Origin of the sequence: Coprococcus sp. AF51-11b1 (assembly GCF_027682785.1) — a bacterium.
Taxonomy (GTDB): domain Bacteria; phylum Bacillota; class Clostridia; order Lachnospirales; family Lachnospiraceae; genus Allocoprococcus; species Allocoprococcus comes.
In genome coordinates this window covers 19,345-41,965 of the sequence record NZ_JAQCZB010000014.1, presented here as the reverse complement: position 1 = coordinate 41,965, position 22,621 = coordinate 19,345, and the positions used below count along the sequence as shown (strand labels likewise).

Annotated in this window: 20 protein-coding genes and 1 pseudogene; 1 reads left to right on the top strand and 20 read right to left on the bottom strand. The window is 42.3% G+C overall.

The window, feature by feature from the left end:
- Positions 1-14 precede the first annotated feature (14 nt).
- From scfA to rfbA, 8 genes are all read right to left on the bottom strand, one after another.
- A complete protein-coding gene (gene scfA, locus PGY05_RS13520) occupies positions 15-158 on the bottom strand; it encodes a six-cysteine ranthipeptide SCIFF (RefSeq protein WP_008369659.1) in 144 nt (47 codons plus the stop codon).
- A 260-nt stretch (positions 159-418) separates the two neighbouring features.
- On the bottom strand, positions 419-790 hold the full coding sequence (locus tag PGY05_RS13515) for a TIGR04086 family membrane protein (protein ID WP_270205701.1): 372 nt from the start codon (positions 788-790) through the stop codon (positions 419-421).
- A 52-nt stretch (positions 791-842) separates the two neighbouring features.
- Positions 843-1,391, bottom strand: a complete 549-nt coding sequence (spoVT, locus tag PGY05_RS13510) for a stage V sporulation protein T (RefSeq protein ID WP_022220492.1) — start codon at positions 1,389-1,391, stop codon at positions 843-845.
- A 104-nt stretch (positions 1,392-1,495) separates the two neighbouring features.
- Complete coding sequence (locus PGY05_RS13505) at positions 1,496-2,518, bottom strand: aminoglycoside phosphotransferase family protein (RefSeq protein ID WP_022220493.1); 1,023 nt, start codon at positions 2,516-2,518, stop codon at positions 1,496-1,498.
- Position 2,519: 1 nt separating this feature from the next.
- On the bottom strand, positions 2,520-3,065 hold the full coding sequence (gene rfbC, locus PGY05_RS13500; protein WP_044998736.1) for a dTDP-4-dehydrorhamnose 3,5-epimerase: 546 nt from the start codon (positions 3,063-3,065) through the stop codon (positions 2,520-2,522).
- 7 nt (positions 3,066-3,072) lie between these two features.
- Complete coding sequence (gene rfbD, locus PGY05_RS13495; RefSeq protein WP_022220495.1) at positions 3,073-3,996, bottom strand: dTDP-4-dehydrorhamnose reductase; 924 nt, start codon at positions 3,994-3,996, stop codon at positions 3,073-3,075.
- Positions 3,990-4,988 (bottom strand): dTDP-glucose 4,6-dehydratase, encoded by a 999-nt coding sequence (gene rfbB / locus PGY05_RS13490; RefSeq protein WP_008369702.1) that lies wholly within the window; start codon positions 4,986-4,988, stop codon positions 3,990-3,992. Before rfbB ends, rfbD begins: the two co-directional genes overlap by 7 nt.
- Positions 4,989-5,004: 16 nt before the next feature.
- A complete protein-coding gene (rfbA, locus tag PGY05_RS13485) occupies positions 5,005-5,901 on the bottom strand; it encodes a glucose-1-phosphate thymidylyltransferase RfbA (protein ID WP_022220496.1) in 897 nt (298 codons plus the stop codon).
- A 191-nt stretch (positions 5,902-6,092) separates the two neighbouring features.
- Here rfbA and PGY05_RS13480 point away from each other — a divergent pair, with 191 nt between their 5' ends.
- Positions 6,093-8,417 (top strand): rhodanese-like domain-containing protein, encoded by a 2,325-nt coding sequence (locus tag PGY05_RS13480; RefSeq protein ID WP_270205702.1) that lies wholly within the window; start codon positions 6,093-6,095, stop codon positions 8,415-8,417.
- A gap of 115 nt (positions 8,418-8,532) precedes the next feature.
- Here PGY05_RS13480 and PGY05_RS13475 read toward each other — a convergent pair whose 3' ends face one another.
- The 12 genes and pseudogenes from PGY05_RS13475 to PGY05_RS13420 form a co-directional block, all read right to left on the bottom strand.
- Positions 8,533-9,441: a rhodanese-like domain-containing protein gene (locus PGY05_RS13475; RefSeq protein WP_270205703.1), complete on the bottom strand. Its 909-nt coding sequence runs from the start codon at positions 9,439-9,441 to the stop codon at positions 8,533-8,535.
- Positions 9,442-9,551: 110 nt separating this feature from the next.
- Positions 9,552-10,871 carry a glycosyltransferase gene (locus PGY05_RS13470; protein WP_442872498.1) on the bottom strand — a complete coding sequence of 440 codons (1,320 nt, stop codon included), beginning with the start codon at positions 10,869-10,871 and terminating at the stop codon, positions 9,552-9,554.
- A gap of 14 nt (positions 10,872-10,885) precedes the next feature.
- Positions 10,886-11,815 (bottom strand): rhodanese-like domain-containing protein, encoded by a 930-nt coding sequence (locus PGY05_RS13465; RefSeq protein WP_055156750.1) that lies wholly within the window; start codon positions 11,813-11,815, stop codon positions 10,886-10,888.
- Positions 11,816-11,829: 14 nt separating this feature from the next.
- Complete coding sequence (locus tag PGY05_RS13460; RefSeq protein WP_270205705.1) at positions 11,830-13,119, bottom strand: LCP family protein; 1,290 nt, start codon at positions 13,117-13,119, stop codon at positions 11,830-11,832.
- The gene (locus PGY05_RS13455; protein WP_022220925.1) at positions 13,112-14,047 is read right to left on the bottom strand and encodes a glycosyltransferase family 2 protein; all 936 of its coding nucleotides are present in this window, start codon (positions 14,045-14,047) and stop codon (positions 13,112-13,114) included. Before PGY05_RS13455 ends, PGY05_RS13460 begins: the two co-directional genes overlap by 8 nt.
- On the bottom strand, positions 14,044-15,372 hold the full coding sequence (locus PGY05_RS13450; protein WP_270205706.1) for an undecaprenyl-phosphate glucose phosphotransferase: 1,329 nt from the start codon (positions 15,370-15,372) through the stop codon (positions 14,044-14,046). Before PGY05_RS13450 ends, PGY05_RS13455 begins: the two co-directional genes overlap by 4 nt.
- A 39-nt stretch (positions 15,373-15,411) precedes the next feature.
- Positions 15,412-17,205: a glycosyltransferase family 2 protein gene (locus tag PGY05_RS13445; RefSeq protein ID WP_270476130.1), complete on the bottom strand. Its 1,794-nt coding sequence runs from the start codon at positions 17,203-17,205 to the stop codon at positions 15,412-15,414.
- 3 nt (positions 17,206-17,208) lie between these two features.
- Positions 17,209-19,665 carry a glycosyltransferase family 2 protein gene (locus PGY05_RS13440; protein ID WP_270476129.1) on the bottom strand — a complete coding sequence of 819 codons (2,457 nt, stop codon included), beginning with the start codon at positions 19,663-19,665 and terminating at the stop codon, positions 17,209-17,211.
- A 24-nt stretch (positions 19,666-19,689) separates the two neighbouring features.
- Complete coding sequence (locus tag PGY05_RS13435; RefSeq protein ID WP_173699180.1) at positions 19,690-20,271, bottom strand: hypothetical protein; 582 nt, start codon at positions 20,269-20,271, stop codon at positions 19,690-19,692.
- Positions 20,272-20,280: 9 nt separating this feature from the next.
- Entirely contained in the window at positions 20,281-21,018 is a 738-nt protein-coding gene (locus tag PGY05_RS13430) for an ABC transporter ATP-binding protein (RefSeq protein WP_022221069.1), read from the bottom strand.
- Between the two features lie 8 nt (positions 21,019-21,026).
- Complete coding sequence (locus PGY05_RS13425) at positions 21,027-21,803, bottom strand: ABC transporter permease (protein ID WP_195509988.1); 777 nt, start codon at positions 21,801-21,803, stop codon at positions 21,027-21,029.
- 139 nt (positions 21,804-21,942) lie between these two features.
- Positions 21,943-22,620, bottom strand: a pseudogene (locus PGY05_RS13420) (TIGR04283 family arsenosugar biosynthesis glycosyltransferase); the annotation flags it as partial.
- Between the last annotated feature and the right edge of the window lies 1 nt (position 22,621).

The following is a 22,621-nucleotide window of genomic DNA, read 5'->3' as shown; positions in this document are numbered from 1 at the left end:
CTTACAAATATCTCTTATTTGCTGTGTTCGCAAGTCTGATTTCCTACTGTACAAGAAGTCTTGCATGCTGACTGACAGGATGTCTGGCATTCTCCGCATCCGCCCTTCTTTACTGTATTGTTCAGAGTCTGTGTATTCAATGTTTTAATGTGTTTCATTGTAATATCCTCCTTCTTTGCTCATTATGTGATACAGTATAACACATTTTCCAACTTACCGTCAACGCAAAAATCCAATCTGAAACAAATGTGTGAAACAAATGGGCAAAATCCAGTTTTTCTTTACAATCCTTACATTCATGCAAGTGCCCGGAGTCATTACTGCTCCTTCCGAAGCAACTGCTTCCTCCGGATTAAAAAATAAAAGTATCGCCCATATCCCTTGATACCGTCAACGCAAAAATTACATCTCCGCCCCTTCAGGACACCATACCACCGAGCATTCCGCCTGCCCCACAGAGGATCCAGGCGATCATCATCTGTATTCCACCCTGCACGCTCCGGTAGATCCCTGCTGAAATTGCAAGCAGGAGCAGAAAATAGAACATTCCAAGCATAAATCCCCTCAGGAATTTCCTTGTCTTCCCCATTTTTCCCATGGCAAATCCACCGGCAAATGTGGAAATTATGTAAACCGCAAGGATCCCGATCCGGACTGTTTTCTCGCTTAAGTCAAACTTATACAGTCCAAAGGACAGCCCGAGCAGCATCAGCATCGTAAGAAAGTAAGAAAGCATCAGTGCTTTCACAAGTCTTGTAAAACAGATATTTCCAAACAGCTTTTTTTCCATAAGAACCCCTCCTGTCCTTTTATACTATGAGAGATTCTTATGAAATATTCCTTTACTGTTCCATCTGTCGTCCCAGAAATCCTGCTGCGCAGAGTATCATCTTCTGTTCCAACTCACCGGGTTTTTTCCTGCCGTCCTTTGCCAGGATCACGACAGAACCGATCGCATCTCCGGCGCAGATGATCGGACTTACCACCTGCCATTTCAGTTCTGCATTCTGTCCCGACACGATGACCGTGAACTTCCGATCCATAGAGGATGCCAGAAACTGCTCCCTTCTTGCGATCACTTCCGCAAGCTGTCTTGTGATCAGCTGTTCCTGAAATTCTTTCTTCCCCGGTCCTGCTGCTGCAATCACCTGATCTGTATCTGTGATACACACCAGATATCCAAGCGTCTGCGCCAGACTTTCCGCATATTGGTCTGCAAAATTTCCCATTTCCCCAAGCGGTGAGTATTTTTTGAGAATGATTTCTCCTTCCCGGTCGGTGAAAATTTCAAGTGCATCACCCTCACGGATACGTAGCGTGCGCCTGATTTCCTTCGGAACGACAATTCTGCCAAGATCATCGATCCGGCGGACAATTCCTGTAGCTTTCATATTGATTCTATTCCTCCTGTGTTCCACATATTTTCCATAATTTATTCGATATGGGTAGTATGTGGAAAAACGTAGGATTTTATTACTCCGTATCCCTGAAATCTTTATTTATAATATCTTTCTTCGATCATATCCAGAAAATCCCGGTTTAAATAGTCTTCCATCTTTTTAAATGTTTCTTCGTTGCGGATCAGTCTTCCCGGCTCCTGATATTCTACCCACGCCATTGCACACCATGTAATTCCCCTGAGACACGTGATCGGAATAAAAATGTTCAGACGTTCTTCGATTCCACTCACATCAAATCTGCCATTTACCGCCTGGATATATTTTCTTGTAAAATCAGCCATCTCTTCTTCTGTCAGAATCACATCTGTTTTCCAGAAAGTTGTCGTTGGTGCAAGGAAATGCCCCAGATCCTGAACCGGATCACCATAAAGCGGCTTTTCCCAGTCAACCAGATAATTGTCTTTTCCTGCGCCATTCATCAGGAAATTTCCTGAATTCAGCTCTGTGTTAATACAGCATCTGTATCCACTATAATCCCGGATCTCATTGATCTTCTCCTGTCCCAGCTCCAGAAGACGCCGGATCTGTACTTTTTTCTTTTCTTCTCCCAGATCAGACTCGTAGTATGTCTGCACCATCTGATTACATTCATCCAGAATCGCCTGCAGTGGATTCGATGGCGATATCAGTCCATCCGTTTCTTTTACCGGAACACTGTGGATATCCGCAAGACATTCTGCCGCTTCCATCAGATTCTTCCGATAATCCAGTGCACTCCCTTCCAGAAACTCCATAACCATCACACCATACGGCAGTTCCTTCTTACTTCCATCTACAAAAACCGGCACTGGCGTCCGTCCTGAATCTGCCAGAAGCTCCAATGCATGATATTCGTATTCAATCTGATTTTCCAGATGCATCTGGCTTCCTGTATTGACACGAAGCACCAGTTTCTTTCCGGTCAGTGGGTGTACGAACCAGTAGTTGATATTATATTCGCCCTGTGCCAGTGGCTGATAGGTAATCTGAATTTCCTTCTGCTCTTCTTTCCCGATCCCGATTCCTTCCAGATAATGTTCTGTCTGTACATATTCTTTTAATCCCTGAATTCTTTCCATCTTATTCTCCCAGCCTTCCCCACTTTTTATCTTTTTCACTCATTCTGTATGGCACATCAAGCTCTGGCCATGCAACGTTGATCGTCGGATCGTTCCAGGCAATCCCGCCCTCATCATCCGGATGATAAAAATCCGTACATTTGTAGCAGAATTCTGCCTGGTCGCTCAGCACCAGAAATCCATGCGCAAATCCTTCCGGAATGTAAAACTGCTTTTTATTCTCTTCCGACAGTTCAATTCCATACCATTTTCCATAGGTGGCACTTCCTTTCCGGATATCCACCGCCACATCAAATACGGTTCCCCGGATCACCCGGACTAGCTTTCCCTGCGGATATTTCTTCTGAAAATGAAGTCCTCTCAGCACTGCTTTTCCAGAACCGGACTGATTATCCTGTACAAACTTCATCGTAAGTCCGGCTTCCTCCATATCCTTCTGATTATAAGTTTCCATAAAATATCCACGCTGATCACCATGCACCGACGGTTCGATCACGCAGAGTCCTTCGATTCCACCTGCATTTTTTTCTACCTTTATCTGTCCCATTTTCCTTTTATCCTTTTCTCTCTGCAAGAACTTCCTGCAAATATCTCTCCAGCGCATTCTTCCAGACCGGCAGTGGCTGAAATCCTTCTTCACAGATCCTTTTTCTGTCAAGTCTGCTGTTAAACGGTCTTGCTGCTTTTGAAATTCCATATTCTGCTGTCGTAACCGGAATCACTTTTACATCTGCATATTCTTTTTCACCAAGCTTCACAGCCTGTGCGAAGATTTCTTTTGCAAAATCATACCAGCTGACATATTCTCCTTCATTAGTCACATGATAGATTCCATATCGCTTTGTCATCGACAGATTTGCAAGAAATTTTGCAAGATCTGCTGTGTAAGTCGGCGTTCCAATCTGATCACATACCACTCGAAGTTCTTTCCGTCTTTTCCCCTGCTCCAGCATGGTCTTCACGAAATTATTCCCGTTTTTCCCGAATACCCAAGCGATTCGCACAATAAAATACTCTTTCAGTTCTGCTTTCACTGTCTGTTCACCCTGTAATTTCGTTTCACCGTATCGGTTCAGCGGCGAAAACTCCTCACAATCCGGTTCCCACGGTCTGCTCCCCTGTCCACCAAACACATAGTCTGTACTGATATAAACCATTTTAGCATGAATTTTCTGGCAGGCGGATGCAAGATTTGCTGTGCCCTTTCCATTAACTTCCCATACTTTTTCATAGTTTTCCGGCTCTTCTGCCGCATCCACCGCCGTCCACGCCGCACAGTGGATCACAATATCCGGTCTGAGCTTTTTCATTACTGCCTCGACTTCGTTTCTGTCTGTGATATCCATCTTCACATAACGACCTGCTGTTTTTCTCTTTTTGCTGCCGCTTCCCGTCACTTCATATCCCCGGTTTTCCAGTTCACGTACAACATCCTTTCCAAGCTGCCCGGCAGCACCCGTCACCAAAAACTTTAGCATTTTATTTTCATTTCCTTTTCTACGATCGGTCTCCACCACTCCTGATGATTCAGATACCAGTTGATTGTTTTCTTAATTCCTTCTGCAAAAGAAGTTTCCGGAAGCCAGCCAAGCTCTCTGTGGATCTTTGACGGATCGATTGCATATCTTCTGTCATGCCCTTTCCGATCCTCCACATAAGTAATCAGCTCTTCCGGCTTTCCAAGCTCCCTGCAGATCAGCTTCACAATATCAATATTCTTCATCTCGTTATGCCCGCCGACATTGTAAATTTCCCCTTCTTTTCCGTGACGCAGGATCAAATCGATCGCCCGGCAGTGATCCTTTACATAAAGCCAGTCACGGACATTTTTCCCATCACCATAGACCGGAAGCGGCCGGTCATGAAGCGCTTCGACGATCATCAGCGGAATCAGCTTTTCCGGCAGATGATATGGTCCATAGTTGTTGGAACAACGGCTAATTGTAACCGGAAGTCCATACGTTCTGTGATAGGACTGTACCAGAAGATCTGCCGCTGCCTTGGATGCACTGTACGGACTGCTCGTATGGATCGGCGTCTCTTCTGTAAAAAACAGATCCGGCCGTTCAAGCGGAAGATCCCCATACACCTCATCCGTAGAAACCTGATGATAACGCCAGATTCCATATTTCCGGCACGCATCCATCAACACTGCCGTTCCCTTTATATTGGTATCCAGAAAGACTTCCGGATTTTCAATCGACCGGTCCACATGACTTTCCGCTGCAAAGTTAACTACTATATCCGGGTGTTCTTCCTCAAACAGCCGGTATACAGTCACCCGATCCGTCACAGATGCTTTCACAAAACGGAACGCTGGATTTTTCATTGCTACTTCCAGGGTTGACATATGCCCTGCATAAGTCAGTGCATCCAGACAGATGATTTGATCCTCCGAATGCTTTTCCATCATATAATAAATAAAGTTGCTGCCAATAAATCCGGCGCCGCCGGTAACAATGATTTTCATAAACTCTCTCCCCTGTCTAAAATAGATTCTCTCTGAACTTTCCTTCTGCTACGTCATGCAAATATTGTCCATACTGATTCTGTCTGTATTTTTCACAGACTTCCAGCAGTGCGTTTCTGGAAATCCAGCCATTCATATAGGCAATTTCTTCCAGACATCCAATTTTCCGGTGCTGATGAGTCTCTACCGTCTTCACAAAATTGGTCGCATCTGTCAGACTCTCATGGGTGCCCGCATCCAGCCAGGTAAAGCCCTGACCCAGAAGCTCTACCCGAAGTCTTCCCTGTTCCAGATAGATCCGGTTAAGATCCGTGATCTCCAGCTCCCCGCGTCTGCTTGGCTTTAACTGTCCTGCATAATCGCTCACCCGGTTATCATAAAAATACAGACCTGTCACACAGTAATTACTTTTCGGATGTTCGGGTTTTTCCTCAATGGAAACCGCCTTGCCCTTTTCATCAAATTCCACGATACCAAACCGTTCCGGATCATCCACATAATATCCAAATATGGTTGCACCGTCTCCTCTCTCCGCTGCTTTTACCGCTTCTAAAAGACGTTTCTTAAGCCCATGCCCGGCAAACAAATTATCCCCCAGGATCATTGCCGCCGCATCATTGCCAATAAATTCTTTTCCTATTATGAACGCCTGCGCAAGACCTTCCGGTCTTTCCTGCACCGCATAGGTTAATTCGATGCCGAACTGATGCCCGTCCCCGAAAAGTTCTTCAAATCTCGGTGTATCCTGTGGTGTACTGATGATCAGGATTTCCCGAATTCCTGCACTCATAAGAACTGACAACGGATAGTAGATCATCGGCTTGTCATACACAGGTAAAAGCTGCTTGGATGTCACCATCGTAAGTGGATAGAGCCGGGTTCCTGATCCGCCTGCCAAAATAATTCCTTTCATTTTCATATCCCCGTTTTTCATTTTTATCTTTTTATTCTACCACGAAACAGCAGTTAGTTTAATAAAATCTCTCAATTATACCTATAGATTTTATCTATTCCGTTTTTATATATAGATTAAAACAATTATGAAATTTTTGTGAAAACTGTTACAATGTAATCGTAACCTAATTTTGAGAGTAAGGAGGAAAAATGAAAAGAAAATTATTACCAGTATTTCTGTCTTTCGCATTACTTGCGAACGGCTCTCTGACAGCTTTTGCCGCTGATCCGGTTGCTGATGCCGTTACAGAAAGTGATGTGCAGACTACTGTTTCAGAAGATCAGGAAAACCAGGAAGAAGTAACAGTTCCTGAAGGGGAAACTTCTGAAGAAGAAGCTTCTACTGAAGCTGATGATTCTAAAGAAACTTCGGATGTTATTACTGATATCGCTGGTCGCTACACAGAACTTGGCACAGATGGTAATCCTATAGATGGATCAAAAGCCATCGAAAATGCAAAAGCCGGCTCTGGTGTTATCGTAGATGTACGCACACCTAAAAACTACAACAAGGGACATATTGAAGGTTCTATTTCTGCACCAGTATTTACTTCTGATGGTGTTGTTAAGCGTTCCGATGAACCTACTGCTGTAGCTTTCACAGAAACTGTAACCGGAAATTCCGCTCTTGAAGGAAAAGAAATCTATGTTCTCTGCAACAGTGGAAACGCAGGTGCAAAAGCTGCTACTGTTTTATTAAACGCTGCAGGATATTCTCTTGACAACATTCACACTATTACTTACGGAGCAACAGGCCTTGAAGTTCGTTACGCATTCCTTGGAACAAACAACGCTGTAACCGGTGCTGAAGCCGTAGCTGCTGTTGATTCATCTGATGTAGTAATCATCGATGTACGTACAACAGAAAACTATGCAAAGGGACATCTGAAGAATTCTATTTCTCAGCCTGTGTTCTATATTGATGAAAAAGGCGAAGAGACAGTTACTCCAACAAATCAGGACGAATATTCAAAAGCTTTCGCAAAATATGTAACGAACAATCTTTCTACCTTTACAGGCAAAAAAGTATACGTTCTCTGCAACAGTGGTTCAAGAGGTGCAAGAGCCGCTACTGCTTTACTTGCAGACAACGGTGTTGACAAAAACACAATCTATACCATCACCGGTGGTGCGAAAGATGAAACTGTAAAAAGTGCTTTCGTAACTGTAGATGGTTACAAATTTGTATCCGGAAACGATGCTATTACAGCTGCAAAAGAAGGAACTGCATATGTCATTGATGTGCGTTCTACAAAAGCACAGGCTAAAACAGGCACTCTGAAAGGATCCATTTCACAGTCTCTGTTTGACGCCGACAACAAACTTGACACAGCTGAAGCTGAAGCACTTGAAAAAGCTTTCAAAGAAGAAATTACTTCCAAAATAACAGAAGACAAACCAATCTACATCATCTGCAACAGTGGTGCAAGAGGGGCTCAGAAAGCAACCAAACTTCTTGGAGAACTTGGCTATAACACAAGCACTAAGGAAGATGGAAAAGTATACACCATCACAAACGGTGCAAAAGGCCTGGAACTCCTGTACGCAATGTCAGGAACAGATGGAAATGCTGTAGACGGAAAAACAGCTGTTGCTGCTGTTGGAAAAGACGATGTAGCAATCCTTGATGTACGTGCAACAGGCAACTATGGTGCCGGACATTTGAAAGGTTCTATCTCAACACCAGTATTTAATGCTGATGGTGTTGCAAAAACTACAGATGACCAGCTTTCCAAAGATTTCACAAAATATGTAACAGACAACAAAGCCACTCTTGAGAAAAAAGATCTCTATCTTCTCTGTAACAGTGGTGCAAGTGGTGCAAGAGCTGCTACTGCTTTATTAAAAGCTGCCGGATATGATCTTGCAAAAGTGCATACTATCACTGGTGGTGCAAAAGATGCTGATGTAAACGCTGCTGCAATCTATGTTTCTGACACTCATGTAATCAATAAAATGGCAGATACAAAGAACTACCTGATTCTTGATGTACGTTCTACAGCTTCTTACACAAAAGGACACTTAAAGGGATCCCTTTCCCTTCCACTTTTTGACAAAGATAACAAACTTCCGGATGATCTCGCAAAAGCATTTACAGAATATGTAACTGCTCACAAAGCAGATTTTGAAGGAAAAACAATTTACGTTCTTTGCAACAGTGGAGCAAGAGGTGCTGCAAAAGCAACTCAGCTTCTCAAAGAAGCCGGAATCACCAACATCAAGGTATTCACCATCGAAAACGGTGCAAAAAGTGAAGTGATCCAGAAGCATTTTGTAACAGATCCTGTCGCTGATCCTGATACAAAGAAAGACAACAATGGCAAAGATAACAATAAAAACCAGAATAACGGTAAAACCACTACTGCTGCTACAACAAAGACAGGAGATACCGCTCCTATCGCTGCTCTCGCGGTTGCAATGCTCGCTGCTCTTGGCGCAATCATTGCATTCGGTAAGAAAAAAATTGTAAAATAATAATTATTCCCAAAAAGGTTACAAAAGCGGGACGTTGACTAAATTGCCAACGTCCCGCTTTTTCAAATCCATTCATATTCATACGATGTTCAGATCTCGTTGATCTGCTTCTCTTTTATTTCTCCAGATCTCCTTCCACACACCATCTGTAAAAAGATTCGTCATAGTTCTCTGAATTTTCAAAGCCACACATTTCCATTACAAGCTGCATATAAGCTGAACGGATTCCTCCGGTACAGTAAGTAATAATATGATCCTCTTTTGAAAGTCCTGCATCTTCAAACATCTTGGTCAGATCTTCATTACTCTTTAATGTACTGTCACTGTTAAACAAATCCGTATAACGGATCTGGATTGCCCCTGGAAGATGTCCCCCATTTTCCTCCCCATACATTGTCTTTCCATTATATTCTTTATCTGTACGGGTATCCACAATTTTACAGTCGTCATAAATCTCTTTCAGCTCATCCGTATTGATCACATGCGTTTCATCAATCGAATCAATTTCTACCGATACCGGTTTCGGCTCTGCTACTCCTTTGACAGTCTCAACTCCTGCTGCTTTCAGTGCTTTGATCCCGCCATCTACGATTTTCACATCCTCATAGCCTGCCGCGATCAGCTCCCATGCAATCCTGCCATCTTCTCCCCAACCTTTCTCCGCATTTGAAAAAAGCACGATTTCCTTATCTTTTGCCAGCCCAAGCTCTCCTAATCTTTCGCTCAGGCGCTTTGTATCAAGAATACATCCCCAGTTTGCATCCCCCGCTTCCCCGTCTTCGCAGGTTGCCAGATACTGCCATGTCGTTGCCACTGCACCTTTTACAGTACCTTTTTTCGCCTCATCTTCACCTCTTGCATCCACTACGATGATATCGTCCAGATTTTCTTTCACATAGTCGGCGGTTACTACATACTTTCCTTCAAATGGTTCACTGCTGTCTGATTTCGAATTCTTTGCACCACATCCTGAAAGTGATGAAATCGCAAGAATTCCTGCAAGAAATAATGCTGTTCTTTTCATAATCTTTTCTCCTCGTCTAATCTTCTTTCTTCTAACTATAGCATATCTTCAATCTATTCACTAATTGATTGTCCTTATCCCGGATTAAGTATATTCATCTTTTCTATAAATCACTTTTTCAGCAGACGCATGATTTTTCTCATCGGTTCTGTTATTTTCCAGCTGGTTGAATTTGCATATGTCTGGATCATTTCATCCTGCTCCCTGATCTTATCCTCATATTTCTTAAGCTGCCCTGTTTTCTGTTCCATCCGTCTGCCAAGTTCATCCAGCTGTTCTTCATAATGCGCGGCCTGCCTTCGCTGTCCTTCTATATATTCCTGCTGCTGTTCAATCGCTGCATTTTGTTTTTCAAGCTGTTCTTTCTGCTGCCCGATATACTCATCTTTCTGTTTGAGAATATCTTTATAATACGCCAGTTGCTGGCTTCCTTCTTCAATTTCACTTATCAGCCATGGCGTCTTATACATATGTTCTCCATTCCACTGATACAGATCAAAAATATCCAGATGAAAATGCTCTCTTAAAGTCTCCATTGCATTTGCTTCTCTCATAATCTGCCCCAGCATTTCCATCCCCGCTGCTTTCAGTCCCGGTACTTCCTCTATACATTTCATCAACCAGAATGCTTTTTCAAATTCCAGCTGTAAATGTGATACAGAATCCGGATTCCGGAAATCTTCCCGGAAAAACTGACAAAATTTTTCATCCGTCATCGATTCAACACAATTTTTCCGGATCATGACAGATTCATTAAATGCGCGGACTGAATTTTCTCTTGTTGACATACTGATCTGTTTCTTTCCTTTTATATTCCATTGAAAGCGGATCAGTCTCTCTTCCAGAACCGTGATCTCTGCTTCACTTACAATCCGAAGCCACAGATCATAATCTGCCAGCTGGCGATACAAAAGATTGAAATATCCGATCTTATCCAATACAGATTTTCTGACCAGAGCTGAGGGATGACAAAGAAAATTCCCAGATTGCAGAAGCGTATGCAGATATTCTTTCTGTGTCGAACACTTCCTGTCAAAAAGCTCTGCCATATCCCTGCATTCTTCTGACAGATCATTGCCACTTTCATCAACCAGATATACTCTCGTAAAACATGCCCCGAGCATCCGATCCTCTTCCATAACCGTCACTTGCTTTTCCAGCTTGTCCGGCAACCATGCATCATCGCTGTTCATAAATGCCACATAGTCTCCTTGGCAGTGATCAAGCCCCTGATTTGCTGCATAACAGTAAAACGAATTCCGATTCAGTTTAAAATATCTGATCCGTGGATCCTGATAGCTTTTAATCAGTTCTTCTGTTCCGTCGGTCGATCCGTCATCTACGATGACAAATTCAAAATCCGGATACGTCTGACAAAGTACGCTGTCAATCGCCTGTTTCAAACAAAATCTCCGGTTATAAGTACACATCAAAACGCTAACCATTATTCTACATCTCCAACAACAGCCCATCTCCAGAATGACTGATCATAATTGTATGTATGTTCAAATCCACACATTTCCATTACCAGCTGTGTATATGCCGAACGGATTCCTCCTGTACAATAAGTGACGATCTCATCATCTTTAGACAGTCCGGCATCCTCAAACATTTTTGTCAGTTCTTCATTGGATTTCAGATATCCCGCATCATCGAACAGATCCGTGTACCGGATATGAATTGCTCCCGGAAGATGTCCTCCCTTTGCCTCATCATACAGGATTGCTCCTTCATATTCTTCATCGGTACGCACATCCACAATTTTGTACTCGTCATAATTCTTCTGTAATTCTTCGGTTGTCATCACATGGGAATAATCAATTTCATCGATTTTTACTTCTGCCGGTTCCGGTTTGGATGCGAGGAACTGTGTCTTGATTCCACTGTCTTTCAACGCCTTCCATCCGCCATCTACCATCTTCACATCTTCATATCCGGCTGCCCGGAGTTCCCAGAGAAGTCTCGCATCATCTCCCCATCCATCTAGGGTCTCACCGATCAGAATAATTTCTTTATCCTTTGTAATTCCAAGATTGCCAAGAGTCTCTTCCAGCTGTTCCGGCTCCTGGATGCACCCCCATTTCTCATCTCCCTGTTTTCCTTCTGTAATACTCCAGTCCTGCCATACTGTAGCAATTGCACCTTTTACAGTTCCAAGGATTGCCTTTTTTTCTCCCCTTCCATCTACAAACAGCGTATTTTCATCTCCAACCTTGCTGATTGCATACTCCGGCTCAACGATCCACTCTCCCACAAAATGATTTTCATTGGATTTCTCTGCCGTACTTTCCGTCTTCTGTTTCTGTCCACATCCTGTCAGACCAATTGCTGCTACAAGCAATACACTGCATAACCACTTTGTTATTTTTCTCATTCCTTTTTCCTCCTTTAATCATCACCATAATAGTAATCTTCCTCATAATAATCCGGCGGTGTTTCTGTATCCGGCTGCTGTGGTTCTGTCACTGCTGATGAACCAGATCCACTGTCGGCTGATGAATTGCCAGAATCCGTTCCGGCATTTCCATCTTCCGTCACTTCTATATTACTTTCTATATGATTCGTTTCCTCAGATGTCTTGTCTTCCGACTTTTCATTCTCTTTTTCCGTCTCGTCTGTTTCCTCATATTTTCCACTGGAAAGCGCATCTTTTATTTCATCATCAATTCCTTTTACTGTCCCTGATACCTGATAATCTGTATCTCCAAACAGGAACTGATGTACTTCGGCAACATTGGATGCCAGTGTATCTGCGATTTCTGTACTTCCTACACCAGAAAGCATTTTGGAATACCTTGTATTTGGAAATCCAAGTGTTTCACCTACTTTATATTTTTGAAAATCTTTCGCATAATTCAGAATTTCAGTAAAAGAAAAATTGGTTGCAATCTGTGGAAAAACACTGTCAGCAATCTTATTGATCGTCGTCAGATCCATCTGCTGCAGCTTCTGCATGATATTCAGAAGGACGATTCTCTGACGCACTGTACGCTGCGCGTCTCCACCATCTGTATAACGGATTCTCGCATAAGAAACCGCCTGTACTCCATTCAGATGATAGCTACCTCCGACTTCCGGCTCAATCTTCTTATAACTTTTTCCGGTTACTTCAGAAGTCTCCACACAATAATTATTCATGTGGACTACTTCTGCATCAGTCAGCTCCAGATCCATTCCTCCCACCGCATCAATTACATCGACTAAGGCATTAAAGTTCACAGATACATACTTCTCAATGTTCATATCCATGTTCTCATTCAAAAGAGCAACACCCCCATCCGGTCCGAAATAAGAATAAGCTGCATTCGCCTTATTATAACTTCCATCTTTCAGCCGCATAAAAGTATCACGGTACACCGATACCATTTTCACTTCATAAGTTTCCTGATTCAAACTTACGATCATGATCGTATCACTTCGATTTCCTTTATCCAGCGAACCGTCCCTGGAATCCAGCCCGAATACTGCCACATTCAGGTATCCACTCTTATGTTCCACCTCTTCTGTAATCGATTCCTTCAGTGTTTCTTTTTTTACTTCGATTTTCTGGATTTTGTTCACTTTGCTGGCAGCATAACCAAATACGGCACCTGCCATCCCCAGAACAAGAATCAGCATCATGCAAATAATCCCAATAATCTTTTTCTTCCACGACCATCCTGCTATTTTTTTAAGCATCCTCATCATTCCTTCCTCTCCAGTAATTATGATTCATTGTCAGTTTCATGATGAAACTTTCCGGTAATTGTCGGTAATGTTTTCCCATCTGGTAGCCCAGATATTTGCACCCGCTTTCCACAAACAGCTGTATAATCTGCAAATATTTTCTTTCTTTTAAAAGCTTTTTCACAAGTGTGCAAATCAGGTGTATGCCTTCTTTCTCTGACTTTACTTTTTCAAATATTTCTGGATGACATGCCTGCGATACACCCTGGTCAAAATTTCTCCTTATCAGCTCTCTGTAAGTATACTCATGAGAATGAATCACCCGTGCATCTGCTTTATAAATAATCTTCCATCCATTTTGGATTGCTCCTGCTGCAAAGACCAAATCTTCATTGAAGATGACCGGATGCGGAAATCCTCCCAGTTCCAGATAGACTCCTCTCCGATAGGCAGCACACACATTGGAGCAAAAATAAGTTTTTATTCCCAGTTTTGGCAAATCCTTCTGCGATTTAATCTGGCTTTTTGGGGGATAATTGAAAACTCTCGTATATTTTTCCAACAGACCACAGTTCTGATCCGGTATCTGTCTGGCATAAGCTGCCACAGCATCCGGATGCTCATTTAATACTTCTGAAAGCTTTTCCAAAAGAAACGGATCTGCCGGAACTGCATCCTGGGTCATCATGACCACAATATCTGCATCTGACATCCAGATTCCCTGCTCTCTGGTTCTTCCATGATCAAATTCTTTTTCCAAAATCGGAATCTCTGTAACAGAAACCCGGTCTTTACAAACCGAAACATCCAGCTTTATCCCATCCCTGGTGTGTAACAGAATGATTTGCTCCGGAAGGTGCGTCTGTCTGCAGAGCCTATACAATACTTTATGCAGTTTTTCTGTCGGTCTGTAGACCGGTATGATCACATCTATCTTCATCTTCCGTCAAAAAATCCTTTAAAAATTGTCAGAATCAATATTTTCATATCAAATACCATTGTCCAGTTCTCAATATAGTAAAGATCATATTCGATCCGCTTCTCAATGGAAGTGTCTCCACGATATCCATTAATCTGCGCCCAGCCAGTCATTCCCGGATGCACCTGATGTTTTACCATATAACGTGGAATTTCATCCCGGAACTTTTGCACAAACTGTGGCCTTTCCGGTCTTGGTCCTACCAGACTCATCTCTCCTTTCAGCACATTAAAAAGCTGCGGCAGTTCATCAATACTCGTCCTGCGGATCAGCTTTCCAACCGGTGTAATCCTCGGATCATTCCTGGTAGACCATTCTGTTTTTTCCTCTTCTTCATCCTGCATGATCATAGATCGAAATTTGTACATATAAAATACCTGGTTATGCAGTCCAACTCTTTCCTGCCGGTAGATCACACTTCCTTCCTCTGTAAAGGCAACCACTAGCGCAGTAAGCAGCATGACCGGTGAAAAAAGAATGATTGCAACCGTTGCCCCAATCAGATCAACTGCCCTCTTTGCCGCCCTGTTCCGCATGATATTCAGTGGAACTCTGCGGACATGAATCACCGGAATCCCCTGCACATCCTCAATATAAGGCCTGGTAGAAATCACATTTCCAAAATCAGGAATCATTTTCGTGTGTACCCCTGCCTTCTCACAGACATCCACAATCCGCTCCAGTTTTCCATAATCCTCCGCACGAAGCGCAATCACAACCTCATCCAGTTCATTCCCCTCCAGTATTCTTTCCAGTTTTTCTTTATCTTTCAGATGGGCAAACACATGATATCCCCACTTTGGATTCTGTCTCAGTCTGTCCATATACTGTTCTGCTGCCTTACTCTCTCCGACCATCAGAATATGTTTCTGATTCATCCCCTGCTTTCGTATTTTCCACAGCACTGTACGGATCAGATATCTTGAAACAAATTCCAGGAAGATATTTACAAGAAAGAAAATGCACAGCATCTGTCTTGAAAAATGCTCCTGCTTTATAAAATAAAGTACCAGGATAAAAGCCATAAGACCAATCCCATTGGCACGAATGATATCCCACAATTCCTGCCTGTAACTTTTTATCCTTCTTGGCATATAAAGTTGAAAACTGCTATACAAAAGCAGATATCCAGGAATTATAAAAAACAGAGCTGAAAAATATGTTTGCACCGGCAGGACTCCTGCGTCCTGCACAAAAATCCCACTCCTGAATCTCAGATACCACGAGAAAAAATATGCGACAGCAATAATTCCTGCATCTACACATACCTGTGCTTTATTTAGCATCCGTTGATTGTTCTTTATCAAAATACCACCATCTTTTCTCTATCCATCCTCTTTTTCGCGCAAAGAATAATCACACTTCACCAGCGTAAGATTGGGATTGTACATCGGATCTCCTTTTTCCATGATTTCAGACCAGGTCCGGCGTACATAATCAATCTCGCACTGATATCTTCTGATCTTTTCCTCATTATCCTCTGCCCCTCTCGATCTGGATTCATAATGATACAGTTCCACATAAGGGTCATATACTACAAGATATCCGCATCTGCGTACCTTCAGACAGAAATCAATATCATTGAACGCCACTGCAAGTCGCTCCTCAAATCCACCCACTTCTTCATATACGGAACGCTTTACCATCATACATGCTGCTGTCACCGCTGACAGATCCTGCTGGGTACTTGCTTTGTGCAGATACCCGGAATAACCTTTTGGAAGTCCCCGGAACATATTACCAGCAATTCCCCGAATCCCAACAATGACTCCAGCATGCTGCACCTGACCACCCGGATAATAAAGCTTTGCTCCGACAATCCCGACTTCCTTTCTCTGGCAGTTCGCAAGCATTTCTTCCAGCCAGTCCTTTCCGATCACTTCCGTATCATTATTCAGAAGTACCAGATATTCTCCATCAGTCTCGCTTACTGCGTAGTTGTTGATCGCCGAATAATTAAATGGTCCATCCCATCTCAGAATTCGGATATGGTCTGACTCTATTGTTTTATAATAAGCAAATGTTTCCGCTTTTTCGCTGTTATTTTCGATAATTATGATCTCATAATTCTTATAATCCGATCTGGAAATCGATTCTAGACATTTCTCCAAATCTTTTATATGATCTTTATTGGGAATCAGAATGGAAATCTTTGGATTCCCCTGCATCTTATACCGGACACGATAAAACCCTCTGTCCAGTTCCGGTAAAACTTCTGCATGTTCACCACATCTTAGCAGATGTGCTTCTATGGCACGCTGTCCAGCCTCAAATGCATAAGTTTTACTGATTGGATTGTCCGCAGTAGAAACCTGATGTACCCTCCAATGATAAAGAATCCGCGGCACATGCGCCGTTATCGTTTTTTCCACACACCTGAAAACCAGATCGTAATCCTGCGCTCCGTCAAATTCACTTCTTAGTCCACCAACTTCTTCGATCAGACTTTTTCTTATCACACAAAAATGACAGATATAATTATTTGCCCGCAACAGATCCAGATTGAAATCCGGTTTAAAATGCGGCTGAAAATGTTTTTTCAGATCTGCTGTCACTTTGTCCTCATCGGAATAAAGAAGTCCGGTCTCCGGATATTCATTCAGTTTCTTTACCATCTCATACAATGCATCTGGCGCAAGCAGATCATCCTGATCCAGAAAACCAATATATGTTCCGGTAGCTTCCTTTATCGCTGCATTTGTATTTTCAGAAATTCCTCTGTTTTCACGCATTCCGATCAGACGGACAGTTTTTCCTTTAAACACATCCTCTTCGAGAATTTCTTCTATTCTGTGTCTCTCTTCATCCGAAACAGCCATACAGAGTTCCCAGTTTTTATAAGTCTGCCGGCATACTGACAAAAGCATCTGTCTCAAAAATTCCTCCGGCGCCTGATATACCGGAACAACAATACTGATCAGGGGTGCATACGAAAACGCTTCCTGTCTTTGTCTTTCCATCTCTTCTTTGGTCCGCCTGTGATTCTGATACCATTTTTCATAATCAATCTTCTGAAAACGGATCCTTTCTTTTAAACGTATCATAAACTCTTTTGGTCCAAAGTACCGAAGATATACAAGCCCTTTTTTTACCCGATACAGAGACATTTTATTGAACATCTCCTATCTCCTCTCCACTTTTGCCAGATGATTCAGTCCAAAGTCATTATGATCCAGTGTCAGATTCGGACTGTAATACGGATCTCCATTTTCCAGAATCTTTTTCCACCTAGTCTGAAACAATTTAATTTCTCTGTTAAAACGTTCAATTTTCTCCTCTGTGTCTTCATATCCTCTTGACTTGGACTCATAATGAATCAGTTCCGCATATGGATCATATACAATCAGATATCCGGCTTTTCGTATTTTCAGGCACAGATCTACATCATTAAATGCCACCGCAAACTTCGAGTCAAATCCTCCAACTTCTTCATACACCCGTTTTTTCATCATCATACAGGCTGCGGTCACCGCACTCAGATCATGGACCACCTGCGCCCTCGCAAAATATCCCGGCGAATCTCCGTCCATTCCAAGGAATGCATGTCCTGCCACTCCTCCAAGCCCGATGATCACTCCTCCATGCTGAAGCGTTCCATCTTCATAATACATTCTCGCCCCGACAGCACCTACATCTTCCCGCATACAATAGCTCAACATTTCTTTAATACAGTCATTGCCGATCATTTCTGTATCGTTGTTCAGAAACAGCAGATATTCGCCGGTCGCATGATCAATTCCATACTGATTGATCTCCGGATAATTGAATCCTTCTCCTTTCCAGTACAGAACCTTAACTTTTGGATACTCATGCATGATCCTTCTATAATCTTTAAACGTTTTCTTTTTCTGGCTGTTATTTTCTATAACAAGAATTTCTATATTCTCATAGGTATTTTTTTCCCGGATTGATCGCAGGCATTTGATCAGATCATCTGTGTGATCTTTGTTCGGAATAATAACCGATATCTTAGGTGTTTGTTTTACCGGATATTTCGTCCGGTACATTCCCGGATACTTCGTTGGAATGACTTCTGCTTCAATTCCCATTCTTCTGTAATGCGCTCTTACCGCTTTTGCACCTGCATCCACAATATAGGATTTATTGTCTGCACTGCCTGCTGTAGATCCTTCGCATGCTCGCCAGTGATATAGGATTTTCGGTATATGCCGGATCTTATCGGTCTTCTCAACACACCGGAGTACAAAATCATAGTCCTGTGCACCATCGTATTCGCCGTTCAACTTTCCTGCCGCCTGATATAATTCCTTTTTAACAACCACCAGATGACAGAAATAATTTGTTGTACAAAGCATATCTGGATTAAAATCCGATTTGAAATGAGGGAAGAAATACTCTTCTCCATCCATCGTAATCTTATCTTCATCCGTATAAATAAGCTCTGTATCCGGATATTCATTCAATTCTGCCACACACTCATACAATGCGTCCGGTGTCAGCAGATCATCATGATCCATAAAAGCGATATAATCTCCCGTTGCCATATCCAGTGCCACATTTGTATTATCCGAAATATGCAGCTGTTTTTTATTGTCCTTCACCCGGATTCGGCTATCCTTCTTTGTGTATTCTTCCAGAATCCCTGCAATCGACGAATCTTCCCCGCTTCCATCTGAAAGACAGAGCTCCCAGTTCTGATAGGACTGTCCTCTTACAGAATCCAGCATTTCCCGCAGATATCTTTCCGGTGTCCGGTAAAGAGGAACAACAATCGAAATCTTCGGCATCCGGGTAAATTGCTTTCTCTTCTGCCGGTACAGTCTGATCCTGGACGGCTCATGTCTTCGCAGCCATTCTTCATACTCTGTACCGTTTTTCCCACTCAATTTGTCACCCGCCCTGATAAACGCTGCACGGATTCCAAACTGACGATAATAGATTCTGACTTTGCGAAAATCATCCAGCATTTTCTGACGTCGCAGTTTTCTTTTGAGATTCATGATCTCTTCCGCATTTTTCTCTTCTTCTTCAAAGCATACTTCCAGTTTTCGCGGAATACTTTCCTCATAAAATGCCTTAAACCCGGCAATCTCTTCCTTTTTACATTCCGGATACTCTCGCAGCACATCCAGACGCCGGATTTTTTCTTCTTTCATCTCCAGTTCATTCTGATTCTCATCCAGAAACCGAATCGATGCATTTTTCCTGCTATAATACCATCCCTCGACTGAAAATCCTTTTTCTTCAGTATTCACCTTATCTATGCTGTTTGCCAGCCATTTCTCCAGGTTCTTCAATTCACTGACTGCAAAGGTCTTCATCAATTCTTCTTTTCCACGATACGACTGCAATACTTCCAGTCTGGACGCTTCTCTCCAGTCTTTCGGAAGATGTATCCAAAGAAAAAACTGTTTGGTTATAAGTCTTTTTCTTATCTTACGGAACTTCAACGGATGAATACGGATTCCATCCGTTGTATAAAATAGTTTCTTTCCATCTAGCCGGATTTCAATCCGGTTTCCATCTGGTCTGTTATCCAGAAAATATCCCGTAATAAGTAATCTGTCTTTTTCTTTTACATGAAACCGACATGTTGCGATATAAAAAGCATTTTCCATTTTTCAAATCCTCTCACTTCCACACTATCTGGAAAATAACCAGTTCAAAAACTGAAAGAAAACACAGATATACAATACTAACAGCAGAAATACGTAAAATGTTTCTATATCAAACCGATATGTAACCGTCTTTAAAATTAAAGTTCCTTCACTTTCTTCACTATTTATTTTCAAATTTGTTCCTTCCTCTGATGTCTTTTCCGTATAAAGTGCAATAGAATCTTTTTCAAATACTACTTTATACGCCTTCCCCCTGCATCTGGTTACCGTATCAAACGAAAATTCATTGAATTTGCCCGTTTTTATATCTCCCACCTTCTTCACAGATTCCGCAACCGTTTCTCCATTTTCACAATCCTGAAGATAAATTCGGATCTCTGTTTCTGGATCTTCCTGCAAATTCTGGCATTTCACCTGGATTCCATCCAGTGTCTCCTCCTCACAGACAAATTCCTGCGATATCTGATCCTGCGACACATCCATCATGACATACTGGTCATTTTCTATCATCCGGTCATAAATCGCATGCGTCTTATGAACATGTCCATAAACAAATGCAAGCAGAATCAGCACAATAACTGCTGCCAACTTTTCTACTTTTCTCATTTTTCCCTCTTATTCTGCTTCCTGATATTCTCTGCACAACTCATCTGCATCCCCGATACTGCGAACTCTTCCATGTTCCAGCCATACAATCCGGCTGCACAGATTTCTCACCTGCTCCATATTATGCGAAACAAACAAAATCGTAGCTCCATTCTCCTTCATCCGGTTAATTCTTGCTTCACATTTCTGCTGAAAATGGAAATCGCCTACCGATAATACTTCATCCACGATCAGAATATCCGGCTGTCCGATTGTTGCTACCGCAAACGCGAGACGCGAAAACATTCCCGATGAAAAATTTTTCACCGGTACATCCATAAACTGGTCCAGTTCTGAAAACTCTACAATCTCTTCATAGTGCTCCTCCAGATATTCCCTGGTATATCCAAGCAGCGTCCCGTTCAGAAATACGTTCTCCTTCGCAGTCAAGTCAAAATCAAACCCTGCTCCCAGTTCGATCAGCGGCGCGATCACACCGGAAGTCTTAACGCTGCCACAGGTTGGTTTCATGACACCGGCAATGATTTTCAACATCGTACTTTTTCCACTTCCGTTTACACCGATCAGTCCCAGTGTTTCTCCTTTATAGACTTCAAACGACACATCCTGCAGTGCCCAGAAATCCTGATAGGTAATCTTTTTCTTTACTCTCTGTATAAAATATTCTTTAAATCCATCAAATTTCTCTGATGCCAGACTGAATTTGATGGAAACATCTTCTACTTTTACAATTACTTTTTTCTCCATCCTTACTCCTACAAATCAAAGATAAAACCATCCTGATGCTTATAAAAAAACCAGCATCCCACTCCAAGACACAGTACAGCTTCTGCTGCTGTCACCAGAAGCATCACCAGACCTGGAAGTCTGCCATAGATCACAACATTCCGGAACATGATCAGAATACTGGTCAGAGGGTTTATCATTACCAGATGGTATAACCATTCCGGCAGAATCGACATTGGATAGATAACCGGTGTCAGATACATCAGCACTGCCATCAGCACCGAATACAAGTGCAGAACATCCCTGTATTTCACCGCAATCGTCGCCAGAATCAGTCCAATCCCCAGAGCCAGAACCACCAGCAAAAAAAGTGGCACAACTGAAAGAAGCATTGTCCAGTGAAGCTCCGCACGCATACCGATCATAATCAGAAATAACGCTGCACAGGATGACATCAGATTGATCAGACTGGAACACACCCTTGACATCACGAATACATATTTCGGTACATACACCTTCTTTATCAGAGATGCACTCCCGATAATTGCTGACATTGCATTTGTCGTAGCGTCATTGAAAAAGTTAAAAATAACCTGCCCACATAACAAATACAACGGAAAATTCTCTATATCAAATTTAAACAGATTTGAGAAAACGATGGATAAAACCGTCATCATAAGAAGTGGATTCAGCAGTGTCCATAAAACCCCCAGTATGGAACGCCGGTATTTCACCTTCACGTCTCTTGAAACCAGTTCTTTTAAAAACGGCTTAAATTTGACAAAATTTTGAATATAAACTGACATATTTTCTTCCCCTTTAAATTATAATTATATTATTTTTTCAGTCTTTATTCAATCAAATCGCTTACACTTATCATTGATTTTCTCTATTTCTTTTATTGATTTTCCGAATAAGTAAAGGAGTCTGCATAAAGCAGACTCCCTAACGGACATCCTTATATAATTTTGCAATCTCTTCTGCCGGAACACCATCCCGGTACATGGCTCTCAGCCGGTTCATAAGCCACATTACTTTCAGCTTTTCGATTGTATTTCCGCCAAATCTTCTGTCTGAAGTATAAATCCTGTGTCTTGTCATCCCAAGCGGAATCCCTTTTTCTTTGAGGATCAATGAAAACTGATAATCCTCCAGAATCGGCATCTCTGGAAATTTTCCCACTTCAAAAAACAACTTCCGGTCAATGAAAATCCCCTGGTCTCCAAACATTACTTTTCTGTCTTTAATCCTGTGATTGGAGATCACCCTGCAGGTGAACATAAAAAAGTTATATGAATGAAATGCAATTCCAAAACACCCTGCCCGGTATTTTTTCATTACAGTCTCAATCTCTTCTAATGCTGTAGGTGGAACTTCACTGTCGCAGTGCAGGAAAAAAAGTACATCTCCACTGCTTTCTTCCGCTCCCATGTTCATCTGCTTTGCCCTTCCTTTCGGGGACTGAATCACCGGATACCGGTCCTTCAAAAGTGCCAGTGTTCCATCCGTGCTTCCCCCGTCTACAAACAGAATTTCACATCTTTCATTCAGCGGCTCCAGTGTCTCCATCAGCCTTTCAATTGTCGATTCTTCATTGTATGTTGGTATAATAATTGATATTTTC